We start from the raw sequence: 11,077 nt of genomic DNA on the forward strand, positions 1-11,077 counted from the left end.
TAGGTCCAGTGATCCCGGTAAGTCCAGTAATGCCAGTAGGTCCAGTGCCCCCGGTAGTCCCAGTAATGCCAGTAGGTCCAGTGTTTCCAGTAGGTCCAGTGCTCCCGGTAGGTCCAGTAGCTCCAGTAGGACCACCTTCTACCAATACGATATAATCTGGAGATACATTCGGAAAACCTTGAGGTGCATCTTTTTTTACAACATAGCCGCTACTCGTGTAAGTCACAACTTGTCCCGTTTTATAGTTAGGAGCGGCTGATAGACTAAAAGCGGTAGTACTTTGTAAACCAGCTCCGGTAGGCCCAGCAGAACCAGTAGGTCCAGTGGCGCCAGTAGCACCAGTAGGTCCAGTGCTTCCGATAGAACCACTGTTACGTCTACCGTCACAACTAAAACAATTACGTTGATACATGTACTTTCTCCTTTCTATATTTTTGAAAATCTATTATAAAAGTAGAACCACTATATATATATTGTAGATTCTATATTTTTGTGTGGTCGATTGTATTGTGTATATAGATTTCAAAAATAGGGGAGATCTTATAACCACCATTTTTCCTGTGGAAGCAAAGTAACATCCGCATCAAAATTCTCTTTAAACCAATCATACATCAATGTCTCTTTCACTAAATATTCAGAGGCAGAGTGTGACACACCGATGAGTGACATGTTTGTTTCTTTTACGTAATCCATAATGAGCGAGTATTTATGCCTGCCGTAATCATTGTCGATATGGCAATGGATTTCTCCTGTAATATATGCTTCAGCACCTTTTTCTTCTGCTTCTTTCATTAAAGATACGACATCGCCGCAGCCAGCGATAATTGCAATTTTCTTGATGGAGTCATGTTGTTTACCTTCGAAGTCTGTATAAGGAATGTTAAAGAGTTTTTTTAGATGTTTTTGGAGTTTTTCTGTTGTTGTTTCATCTATTTCACAAATGAGACCGACTGGTTCTGTTTCTGGACCACCGTAAGCAAACCCGTCAATTACATTGGCTTGTAGTGCTTTTGCAATTGAAATGCTAGTTCCATATGTTTGATGAAAATCCATTGGAACGTGACATGTATATATAGAAAGTTGTTTTTCTTTAATTGCCTGCAAATATTTTGATGAAATTGGAGTAAATCCTCGCCCTGACTTTCCGAGTGGATCACCGCACTCCATCACAATTGGATGGTGCATGAAGAGTAAATCACCTGGCATGGATTGTGAAATGAATTTTTCGAGAACATCATCAGTTGGGAACACAGCTAAAAAGATTGTGTTTACATTTTCAGCACCTCTTATCATAAGACCGTTAAATAGCTCAACAAAAGTCGCTTCGAAAAATTGTTGCCATGGAAACTGGATTTGATCATATGTAGCTGGAAGGAAACGACTAAAGGAACTGTCTTTTCCGTATTTTTCAATTTGGAATAAATGATTAATTGATTGTTCTATTTCTTTTAAAGCTGACATGTTGTGTTATCCTCCTTAAAATAATCCTTACCCTGTTAGTTGTTTTTGTTTTTCGTGGCAAAATAAGAAGCGGGTAGGAAGCACAAAAAACCTAGAATCCAACCGATAGAAGGAGAATAGGGAAGTATATGTTGTAATACCATTCCGCTAGAAATAAAAAAGCTACCGAGTAGACCTAAGAAGATGGGGTATCGCAGTAATTTGAACATACGTGATACAACCTCCTTTATTACATATATTGTATATTAGTCTCAATTTTCTGTATATAAGATTTAAGAAAAATGGTGGTACAATATATAAATGATACGAGAAGAGAGGATGTAGATTCACGCATGTACGTTACTGTAACAGAGGCAGCATATAAAAAGATTATGGATACGATTCCGAGTGAAGCGAAATATATAAAGTTATTTTACGATAATGAAGGTTGCGGTTGTGTTATGAGCGGGATTATTGATTTAGTAGCCGTTTCAGAGAAAGATGAGCGCGATGTAGATATCGAATCAAGCGTACTAAAATTTATTGCAGACCGCACAAAGCTTGTATTTATGGATGATAAGTTAACAGTTGATTGGCATGAAGTTGGAGGGACTTTTCAGCTGAAGAGCCCAAGCCAGTTTTATAATCCAAATATGAAGTTACATGTTCGAGTGTAACAAAGAAAAGACCGCCCAAAAATATTTTTGAGGCGGTCTTCTTTAATTATATAAGGTGTTACTATTTTCGTTTTTTGTTGATAAATCGATATTCCTTGTTGAATCGCCGATATAATTTTGTTTACTAAATGAGCTACTTAATACAATGAAATGTACATGTGATTGAATTTTCTGTATAATACTCTTTGCGGAGGGGATACGCATGAGAAGATGGGGAATTGAATTATTAATTTTAAGTGTTGTTATTATTTGGGGTATTAACTATACGATTGCAAAATACGGACTTTTAGAATTTACCGCAATTGAGTTTACCGCGCTTCGAATGATGGCTGCGGCACCACTACTGTTATTACTTACATTCTTTATTGAAAAGTCGCTTTACATGGAGCGAAAAGATATACCAAGATTAATCATTGTTAGCGTTGTAGGGATTGTGCTGTATCAAACGCTATTTATGGAAACTGTTAAATATACATCCGCTACAAATGCCTCTTTACTCATTTCTATTTCACCAATTTTTACAACTGTATTTGCGATTTTCTTGAAACAAGAAAAGTTTTCTTCTCGAAAGTTCATTGGTTCTATGATTGCCTTTGCCGGTGCTGCATTAGTTTTAGTAGCCGGGCATTCACTCGCTAGTTCTTTTTACGGAAATGGGATTGGACTAATTACATCGATATGCTGGGGGCTTTATCCTGTTTTAGCAGGGCCATTAATTAAAAAATATTCAGCACTTCGTGTTACAGCATGGTCGGCATTAGTTGGAGCGATTCCGCTCTTATTGTTAAGTGGTCCACATGTATTTGTCATGCCATTTCACATTACACACGGAATGACATTATTTTCCTTGCTATATTCTATTTTCTTTGTAACAGTATTCGGCTTAGTGATGTGGTATGTTGGTGTCCAAAAAATTGGGGCATCGCACACGATGGTATATATGTATATTACACCGCTTATAGCTGTTTTATTTGCGGCTGTATGGGCGAATGAATATGTATCGTTACAACAAATAATCGGTGGAATTATCATTTTCTTCGGTCTATGGTTTGTGAAATCAGAGAGAGTACAAGTACATTCTACTATGCAAGAACCTATATCAAAATAGGAAAACAGATCCCCTGTGATCTGCTTTCCTATTTTTTTATTTTTGGTAAGAATATGAGAAATAAGATCGCAGTAATAAGTGGAATTAAGTTTAAAAATGGAATGCGGAAGAGTGTGATAAGAATAATGCCTGGAAGAAGGACACCGAGGACAGCGTAGAAAATACTATGTTTTTTCGTGTACCAATATAATGAAAGTCCAATAAGTGCAGGGACAATGAGGTGAATGAGAGCCATTAAAAAATAAATCATTAGACGCCCCCTTTATTTATGTGCTTATTACATCATATCCGTATGTTCATAGATTGATATCACTTTTTTCATAATTGGACGGAAAATGTTTTGAAAAACGTCACATTTGTGAGGGATTCTATATTAGAAATCTTGTATAATATTATTTCCTAAAAGCATTTTAACAACATAAACATACCGTTTATGTTGTTTTTAATTTGAATGAAATAAATGTGTAAATGAATTTTTAAGTAGTATGGACTCGTTTTTTATTAATGATGAACTGGACGAGTTATACAGCTTTTGTTGGATAAATAAAAAAAAACATTGAAGAGGAGTACAGCATGATTAATATGTCATTAAGGTCGTTTAAAATTCAATCGTATTATTTACTAGCCATTCTATTACTAGGCTGGATGTTAACACCATTTTCAGCGCATTTTTTAGGTGCGGGAATTGGACTTATTGTAAGTATGTATTGTGTTTGGATTTTAGGAAGGCGTATCGAAAAGCTTGGAGATAGTATCGTAAAGAAGACGAAAGCACCGACGCTTGGTATGTTTAATCGCTTTGCAGCTGCGATTTTGGGTGCTATTATTATGTACGAAATTGAGCATCATATGGTAATGTGGGCATTTGCAGTAGGGATTATGGGTGGTTATTTCTTAATCGTTATTAATTTAGGTTACTATAGTATGAAAGATGAGAAAGAATTAACGAAGAGATAAAAAGATGAAAAGCCTCTTTTTAGATGGAACAGAGGATCCGGCGGTGGATAGAAGCGGTTAGGGCCTTTTTTATTCCCATGCGGCGTAAAACCAGAAGGATGTAGTGAGTAGGAATATAATTTATATGTTCGAAGTTGTGGTTTGTATATATGAAAATCCGGGTATATAAATTGAAAATTAGGTTTGGAACTTTTTCAGATGGAATAGAGGATTCGGCGGTGGATAGAAGCGGTTAGAGCCTTTTTGCTTCTATGCGGTGTGAAACCAGAAGGATGTAGTGAATAGGAAAAAAAGTTTCTATGTTCGAAGTTGTGATTTGAATGTGTGAAAATCCAATTATATAAATTAGTTTTTGTAGATGGGATGATCTAGCGATGGGTAGGAGCGATCAGAGGCTTTTTTGCTCCCATGAGGTGTCAAACCAAAAGGAGAGAATGAGCGAGAGATCTGTTTGCTGTGATTTGTGTGTGGGTAAATTAAAGAATATATAGAAAGAAGCTTACGTGAAAAACGTAAGCTTCTTTTTTATGTAAGTATGTGTAACCGTTAAGCCGCATTGGGTTTTGTCGGTGAGTACGCGAAACTTTACGGTTACACGACACTTATTCATATGAGTAAAGGGTTATTTCAACAGAAAGTTTTATAACTAAGCGATTGGGCCGCCTAAGTTAATAATATTTTCAGAAACGCTATCGAATTTTTTGAAGTTTTCTTTAAATTCGTTTGCAAGCTCAATTGCTTTTTCTTTGTAAGCATCTTTATCAGCCCAAGTTTGTTCAGGCATTAATACTTCGTCAGGTACACCTGGTACGTGAAGTGGAACTTCAAGACCGAAGATGTCGTGTTTCGCAGTTTCAGCTTTTGCAAGTTCACCGCTTAGTGCTGCTTGAATCATTGCACGAGTGTAACCTAAGTTCATACGCTTACCAACACCGTATTCGCCACCAGTCCAGCCAGTGTTTACTAAGAATACTTTTGCATCATGTTTCTCGATTTTTTCACCAAGCATTTCAGCATAACGAGATGCATCAAGCGGTAAGAATGGTGAACCGAAGCAAGTAGAGAATGTAGCTTGCGGAGATGTAACACCGCGCTCTGTTCCAGCTAGTTTACTAGTGTAACCGCTTAAGAAGTGGTACATAGCTTGCTCTTTTGATAACTTACTGATTGGAGGCAATACGCCAGATGCATCAGCAGTTAAGAAAATAATTGTATTTGGATGTCCTGCAACACTTGGCAGTACGATATTGTCAATCGCATGCATAGGGTATGCAGCACGTGTATTTTCTGTTAAAGTAGTATCGTTATAGTCAGCGATGCGTGTTTGACCATCAATGACAACGTTTTCTAAAACGGATCCGAATTTGATTGCATCAAAGATTTGTGGTTCTTTCTCATGAGAAAGGTTTACACATTTTGCATAGCAACCGCCTTCAATATTGAATACACCGTTATCAGACCAACCGTGCTCATCGTCACCGATTAATTTACGGTTTGGATCAGCAGATAATGTTGTTTTGCCTGTTCCAGATAAACCGAAGAATAGTGCTACGTCGCCTTCTTCGCCTACGTTTGAAGAGCAGTGCATAGAAAGAATGTCTTGTTCAGGTAGTAAGAAGTTCATAATAGAGAAAATCGATTTTTTCATTTCTCCAGCGTATTCTGTACCACCGATTAGTACGATACGTTTTTCGAATGAAACCATAATGAATGCTTCAGAATTTGTACCGTCAATTGCTGGATCTGCTTTGAAGTTTGGTGCAGAAACAATTGTGAACTCTGATTCGTGAGTTGTTAATTCTTCTTCATTTGGACGAATAAATAATTGATGTACGAACAAATTATGCCATGCATATTCGTTAACAACTTGAATTGGTAGGCGATAGTTGCGATCAGCGCCAGCAAATCCTTTGAAGACGAATAACTCTTCTTTTTCTTTTAAGTATTCTAAAACTTTTGTATATAATTTATTAAAATGTTCTTCAGAGATCGGTTGGTTCACGGCTCCCCAAGCAATTTTGTCAGCAACCGATGCTTCCTTCACAATAAATTTATCTTTAGGAGAACGTCCTGTGTATTTTCCTGTTGAAGCAGAAACGGCACCAGTAGAAGTTAATTTCCCTTCGTTTCGCATTAATACTTTTTCCACTAATTGCGGAACACTTAATTGAATCTGTGCATTGCTTCCGTTCAATAATTCATGTAAACCAATTTGGACATTCACAGTACTCATATTTATATACCATCCTTTTCATTTAATGAAATATTCCTCGTAATCCCCATCAAGAGTATAACACAATTATATAAATAATGTATACTATTTATTTATTTTTGTTTGTGTGAATGTATCATTTCCTTATTTATATTTCATTCTATACGTATTGAGAAAAACTTTCAGGAAAATGTGAATATTAATTGACAAATGAATATCATTTCTTTAGTATAGGTTGGGACGGATACTCTCTTATCCCGAGCTGGCGGAGGGACAGGCCCGATGAAGCCCAGCAACCTCACTTGTAGTGGTAAATACAGGTGAATAGGTGCTAAAACCTGTGCGAGGCTAATGGTCTCGAACGATAAGAGCAAAGGGCAAAAAGCAGTATGCAAGTAGCAAATTAAACCTTTCCTCTATGTTAAGTGGGAAAGGTTTTTCTGTATGCTTGTGTGGGAGAATAAATGTATGTCGCAGTTTGTGGCAAATTAAGGATGAGTTCCGTACAATATATACAATTACTGTAGGGAGGTTTACCACATGACAAAAAAACGTCATCTGTTCACATCTGAGTCTGTAACTGAAGGACATCCAGATAAAATTTGTGACCAAATTTCTGATTCAATTTTAGATGCGATCTTATCAAAGGACGCAAATGCACGTGTGGCTTGTGAAACAACTGTAACAACTGGTTTAGTATTGGTAGCGGGGGAAATTACGACTTCTACTTATGTAGATATTCCGAAAATCGTTCGTGAAACAATTCAAGGCATTGGTTACACACGCGCAAAATATGGATTCGATGCAGAAACTTGTGCAGTTTTAACATCTATCGATGAGCAATCTGCTGACATCGCTATGGGTGTTGACCAAGCGCTAGAAGCACGCGAAGGTCTAATGACTGACGCTGAGATTGAGGCAATTGGTGCGGGAGACCAAGGTTTAATGTTTGGCTTCGCATGTAATGAAACACAAGAATTAATGCCACTTCCAATCTCGCTTGCTCACAAATTAGCTCGCCGTTTAACTGAAGTACGTAAAGATGACACATTATCATACTTACGTCCGGATGGAAAAACGCAAGTTACAGTTGAGTATGATGAAAATGGTAAACCTGTACGTGTGGATACAATTGTAATTTCTACACAACATCATCCAGATGTTACATGGGAAGAAATCGATCGCGATTTAAAAGAGCATGTAATTAAAGCTGTAGTTCCAGCTGAATTAATGGATGGAGAAACGAAATTCTTCATTAACCCAACTGGTCGCTTCGTAATTGGTGGACCACAAGGTGATGCTGGTTTAACAGGACGTAAAATCATCGTTGATACTTACGGTGGATACGCTCGCCACGGTGGCGGTGCATTCTCTGGTAAAGATGCAACGAAAGTTGACCGTTCTGCAGCATATGCAGCTCGTTATGTTGCGAAAAACATCGTAGCAGCTGGTCTTGCTGATAAAGCAGAAGTACAACTTGCATACGCAATCGGCGTAGCACAACCAGTATCAATTTCAGTTGATACATTTGGCACTGGTAAAGTATCTGAAGACGTACTAGTAGAACTAGTTCGTAACAACTTCGATCTTCGCCCAGCTGGTATTATTAAAATGCTAGACTTACGTCGCCCAATTTACAAACAAACAGCAGCTTACGGCCACTTCGGACGTACTGATGTAGATCTATCATGGGAACGTACAGACAAAGCTGCAGCTTTAAAAGAGCAAGCTAGTCTATAATATATGAAGAAAAGCTTTGCGCGGTGAGCGCAAAGCTTTTTTTATTTTGTTTTACTTATGATTTGAATGCATGAGCTACAATATACTTCTCCGTCTAGCTCAATATATTTTTTCATATTTGTCATACCGCTTGCTGGAAATGGCATATGAATCCACGATTTTTCATACGTTTGTATTTCCTTTTCACATGATTTACAAAGGATTGGTTTCTTACGGAACATAGAAAATCATCCTTTCAGTTGGCGCGCTTTTCCTGCGCAAAATGCACTGCTCAGTAAAAATAGCGTTGCGAATATAATACTTATTAATGTAGCGTATGGAATTGCTCCTTTTAGAGAAAAGCCGACAGTGATGGAAGCAACAAATAAGAGGATGAATGTTGTTGTTAATTTTTTATATAGTTCCATAATGAATCTCCTTCTTAAGAAATATTTTGTATAGTGTCATCTATCTGGTATATAGGTAGAAACTATCCCGGTGGAATGAGTAGTACCACCAGCACGTACGTAAGTGTGGCTCAACTGTAAACCTAAATTTCCAGAAGTATTTGAAGTTTTAATTTTCGTATTCATTTGAGCTGTTTTGGGTACAGGATTAAATAGATTTTTCTCCAATGTCCAGCTCCCATATTTTTCACTTAGTGAGGAGTTATCGCTTATGCTAAAACCAGTTAAGTTTGAAAAAAATCTTGTTGGAAGCATAGTGGGATCAGGGGAAAAATCTATTAAAATTTGTGATGAATAAGGTACAGATAATTGTGTATGCCAGCTTATAAAGGGTGGGTTTATAATTGTATTTTTAATCGTATGGGCTGCTCTTACATTCCAGACAGATCCGTTTTTTTCATTAATATTTACGTTAGAACCCTCTTTCTCAAATTGAATATTTGTTGTTAATTTAGCTCCAGTATAAAAAGAGTAATGATAACTTCTATTTGCTTGAATGGACTCAGTAGTATACGAAGTTGCATGTGAAATCTTTTTTAGAGTGCGTATAGTTTCTTTTTGAATTGCTTCTATATTTTCTGTTTTCGCTTCTGAAAAGTAATAATCTCTATAGCTGATTTTATTTATATAATAATTAGAGACAGCAAATAAATATAAATTTGTTTTTGGGGCAGATTCTAAGATATTTGTTGTAATTGGATTACCGTTATTGTGGTAGAGCTGGATTTCAGCTGAATTTGTTTGAAGTGGAGGATTTAATTTTTGTTCAGACGTATTTTTATCTTCACTCCAATTTGTTATGTTTACCTGTATAACATTCGCATGTTTTTCTTCAGCATGAACGGTAGAAGAAAAACATACTCCTAATAAAGAAATGAAAAATAATAGTTTTGTACAAATTGTACTATTTTTCATGTTTACCTCCTTTAGTTCAGTTTTTGTTTCCATACAAAATCTATAAGGTAGGCAAGGACAGGTGGAATGGCTGTACTAGTTAAATAGTAGTGAATACCACCATCTGGCATGAGTACATATAATTTTTAAAAATTAATATCAAACCCGTAAGCGATATAGTGAAACAGGGATAATATAATTAGGAATGGTATAATGGGTACATATAGTGTCATATTTTGAATCGCTTAAATCTCCTTTATATGGATAAATATACTTATATTGTATCATATTGAATTCTTTGATTTATACATAATTTTACAGGGTAAATGAAAGGAAAGATGAAAATGAGTGTAACTGAACATAAAAAACAAGCACCAAAAGAAGTACGCTGCAAGATCGTAACGATTTCCGATACACGTACGGAAGAGACGGATAAGAGTGGTCAATTGTTACATGCATTATTAATAGAAGCAGGACATAAAGTGACCTCTTATGAAATTGTAAAAGATGATAAAGAGAGTATTCAGCAGGCAGTGTTAGCTGGTTATCATAGGGAAGATGTTGATGTCGTACTAACCAATGGCGGAACTGGTATTACGAAACGTGATGTAACGATTGAAGCGGTGTCAGTGTTATTAGATAAAGAAATTGTCGGATTTGGTGAGTTGTTCCGTATGATAAGTTACTTAGAAGATATCGGAAGTAGTGCGATGTTAAGTAGAGCAATCGGCGGTACGATTGGGCGCAAAGTAGTCTTCTCAATGCCGGGATCTAGCGGAGCAGTTCGTCTTGCGATGAATAAGTTGATTTTACCGGAGTTAGGTCATATTACATTTGAGCTGCATCGCCAATGAGTAAGTTTGCTGGAATTGTATTAGCAGGTGGTATGTCGAGTAGATTCGGTGAACCGAAAGCGCTAGCGAGTTGGGGTGGGAGTACTTTTGTTGAGCATATTTTGAAAGTGATGATAAGTACGCTTCAAGAAGTTGTAGTCATTAGTCATTTTGATATAAAAGAGCGAGTGGAGCAATTAGTACAAGTTCCCGTTATAGAAGATATTCCGCATTATAAAGGAAACGGCCCACTTGCTGGAATTGTATCAGGAATGGAATATATCGAAGCAGATTGGTACGCTATTATGCCTTGCGATGCACCAAATGTTTCGCAAGAGTGGTTTCCTATTTTATTAGAACAAACGAGTGATGAGTATGATGCGGTTGTACCTATTATTAATGGAAGAAAACAACCGTTACTTGCGGCGTATCATAACCGTGTGAAAGAGAAGATTTACACTTTACTTCAGGAAGAAAAAAGAAGCATGGGGCAGCTTTTATCACAATGTAATGTGAAATATGTTGCCGGAGAAGATGTACAAGCAAATGCAGAATGGTTTATAAATGTGAATACGAAAGAAGAATATGCGCAGGTTCAAAAGAACCTTTCAAATGAATGAAAGGTTTTTTTGATATACAGAAATTGGGGAACAATTACTGTATAAAGGTATGTGAGTAAGTTGATTTTAAGGGGAATTTCTTAAAATCACCATACAGTAAAAATACTGTATAACCATATTTTAATTTTTATGGGTTTTTATTACAAGTCT

At 36.7% G+C, this 11,077-nt stretch carries 12 protein-coding genes, 1 pseudogene and 1 riboswitch; of the genes and pseudogenes, 6 read left to right on the top strand and 7 right to left on the bottom strand.

The window, feature by feature from the left end:
• Positions 1 to 412 (bottom strand): annotated as a pseudogene (locus KI356_RS22840) (collagen-like protein); the annotation flags it as partial.
• A 128-nt stretch (positions 413 to 540) separates the two neighbouring features.
• The gene (locus KI356_RS22845; RefSeq protein WP_212936549.1) at positions 541 to 1,461 is read right to left on the bottom strand and encodes a Nif3-like dinuclear metal center hexameric protein; all 921 of its coding nucleotides are present in this window, start codon (positions 1,459 to 1,461) and stop codon (positions 541 to 543) included.
• Positions 1,462 to 1,793: 332 nt separating this feature from the next.
• Here KI356_RS22845 and KI356_RS22850 point away from each other — a divergent pair, with 332 nt between their 5' ends.
• Complete coding sequence (locus KI356_RS22850; protein ID WP_002123255.1) at positions 1,794 to 2,117, top strand: iron-sulfur cluster biosynthesis family protein; 324 nt, start codon at positions 1,794 to 1,796, stop codon at positions 2,115 to 2,117.
• A gap of 202 nt (positions 2,118 to 2,319) precedes the next feature.
• Entirely contained in the window at positions 2,320 to 3,225 is a 906-nt protein-coding gene (locus KI356_RS22855; protein WP_212936550.1) for a DMT family transporter, read from the top strand.
• 28 nt (positions 3,226 to 3,253) lie between these two features.
• Here the strand turns inward: KI356_RS22855 and KI356_RS22860 are convergent, their stop codons facing one another.
• Positions 3,254 to 3,475 (bottom strand): hypothetical protein, encoded by a 222-nt coding sequence (locus KI356_RS22860; protein ID WP_002123250.1) that lies wholly within the window; start codon positions 3,473 to 3,475, stop codon positions 3,254 to 3,256.
• A 323-nt stretch (positions 3,476 to 3,798) separates the two neighbouring features.
• Here KI356_RS22860 and KI356_RS22865 point away from each other — a divergent pair, with 323 nt between their 5' ends.
• Positions 3,799 to 4,182 (top strand): ATP synthase subunit I, encoded by a 384-nt coding sequence (locus KI356_RS22865; RefSeq protein ID WP_212936551.1) that lies wholly within the window; start codon positions 3,799 to 3,801, stop codon positions 4,180 to 4,182.
• 646 nt (positions 4,183 to 4,828) lie between these two features.
• Here the strand turns inward: KI356_RS22865 and pckA are convergent.
• Positions 4,829 to 6,415: a phosphoenolpyruvate carboxykinase (ATP) gene (gene pckA, locus KI356_RS22870; protein ID WP_128282941.1), complete on the bottom strand. Its 1,587-nt coding sequence runs from the start codon at positions 6,413 to 6,415 to the stop codon at positions 4,829 to 4,831.
• Positions 6,416 to 6,643: 228 nt separating this feature from the next.
• Positions 6,644 to 6,765: riboswitch (SAM riboswitch) on the top strand.
• 169 nt (positions 6,766 to 6,934) lie between these two features.
• Here pckA and metK point away from each other — a divergent pair.
• On the top strand, positions 6,935 to 8,134 hold the full coding sequence (gene metK / locus KI356_RS22875) for a methionine adenosyltransferase (RefSeq protein WP_128282942.1): 1,200 nt from the start codon (positions 6,935 to 6,937) through the stop codon (positions 8,132 to 8,134).
• A 41-nt stretch (positions 8,135 to 8,175) separates the two neighbouring features.
• Here the strand turns inward: metK and KI356_RS22880 are convergent, their stop codons facing one another.
• The 3 genes from KI356_RS22880 to KI356_RS22890 are packed head-to-tail and all read right to left on the bottom strand — an operon-like array spanning position 8,176 to position 9,495.
• Positions 8,176 to 8,355: a hypothetical protein gene (locus KI356_RS22880; RefSeq protein WP_128282943.1), complete on the bottom strand. Its 180-nt coding sequence runs from the start codon at positions 8,353 to 8,355 to the stop codon at positions 8,176 to 8,178.
• Between the two features lie 6 nt (positions 8,356 to 8,361).
• Positions 8,362 to 8,541 (bottom strand): hypothetical protein, encoded by a 180-nt coding sequence (locus KI356_RS22885; RefSeq protein WP_128282944.1) that lies wholly within the window; start codon positions 8,539 to 8,541, stop codon positions 8,362 to 8,364.
• Between the two features lie 36 nt (positions 8,542 to 8,577).
• A complete protein-coding gene (locus KI356_RS22890; protein WP_212936552.1) occupies positions 8,578 to 9,495 on the bottom strand; it encodes a hypothetical protein in 918 nt (305 codons plus the stop codon).
• 323 nt (positions 9,496 to 9,818) lie between these two features.
• Here KI356_RS22890 and KI356_RS22895 point away from each other — a divergent pair, with 323 nt between their 5' ends.
• Together KI356_RS22895 and KI356_RS22900 are read left to right on the top strand one after the other, a co-directional pair.
• Positions 9,819 to 10,328 (top strand): MogA/MoaB family molybdenum cofactor biosynthesis protein, encoded by a 510-nt coding sequence (locus KI356_RS22895; RefSeq protein WP_002015669.1) that lies wholly within the window; start codon positions 9,819 to 9,821, stop codon positions 10,326 to 10,328.
• Positions 10,325 to 10,927, top strand: coding sequence for a molybdenum cofactor guanylyltransferase (locus KI356_RS22900; RefSeq protein WP_212936553.1), 603 nt, complete (start codon positions 10,325 to 10,327; stop codon positions 10,925 to 10,927). Before KI356_RS22895 ends, KI356_RS22900 begins: the two co-directional genes overlap by 4 nt.
• Positions 10,928 to 11,077: the final 150 nt, after the last annotated feature.

This window comes from Bacillus hominis (assembly GCF_018332515.1).
In the GTDB taxonomy this organism is placed as follows: domain Bacteria; phylum Bacillota; class Bacilli; order Bacillales; family Bacillaceae_G; genus Bacillus_A; species Bacillus_A hominis.

Excerpts from the sequence above, each read along its gene's own strand:
- KI356_RS22845 (WP_212936549.1), bottom strand. The coding sequence starts at position 1,461 with ATGTCAGCTTTAAAAGAAATAGAACAATCAATTAATCATTTATTCCAA.
- KI356_RS22850 (WP_002123255.1), top strand. The coding sequence starts at position 1,794 with ATGTACGTTACTGTAACAGAGGCAGCATATAAAAAGATTATGGATACG.
- KI356_RS22855 (WP_212936550.1), top strand. The coding sequence starts at position 2,320 with ATGAGAAGATGGGGAATTGAATTATTAATTTTAAGTGTTGTTATTATT.
- KI356_RS22860 (WP_002123250.1), bottom strand. The coding sequence starts at position 3,475 with ATGATTTATTTTTTAATGGCTCTCATTCACCTCATTGTCCCTGCACTT.
- KI356_RS22865 (WP_212936551.1), top strand. The coding sequence starts at position 3,799 with ATGATTAATATGTCATTAAGGTCGTTTAAAATTCAATCGTATTATTTA.
- pckA (WP_128282941.1), bottom strand. The coding sequence starts at position 6,415 with ATGAGTACTGTGAATGTCCAAATTGGTTTACATGAATTATTGAACGGA.
- metK (WP_128282942.1), top strand. The coding sequence starts at position 6,935 with ATGACAAAAAAACGTCATCTGTTCACATCTGAGTCTGTAACTGAAGGA.
- KI356_RS22880 (WP_128282943.1), bottom strand. The coding sequence starts at position 8,355 with ATGTTCCGTAAGAAACCAATCCTTTGTAAATCATGTGAAAAGGAAATA.
- KI356_RS22885 (WP_128282944.1), bottom strand. The coding sequence starts at position 8,541 with ATGGAACTATATAAAAAATTAACAACAACATTCATCCTCTTATTTGTT.
- KI356_RS22890 (WP_212936552.1), bottom strand. The coding sequence starts at position 9,495 with ATGAAAAATAGTACAATTTGTACAAAACTATTATTTTTCATTTCTTTA.
- KI356_RS22895 (WP_002015669.1), top strand. The coding sequence starts at position 9,819 with ATGAGTGTAACTGAACATAAAAAACAAGCACCAAAAGAAGTACGCTGC.
- KI356_RS22900 (WP_212936553.1), top strand. The coding sequence starts at position 10,325 with ATGAGTAAGTTTGCTGGAATTGTATTAGCAGGTGGTATGTCGAGTAGA.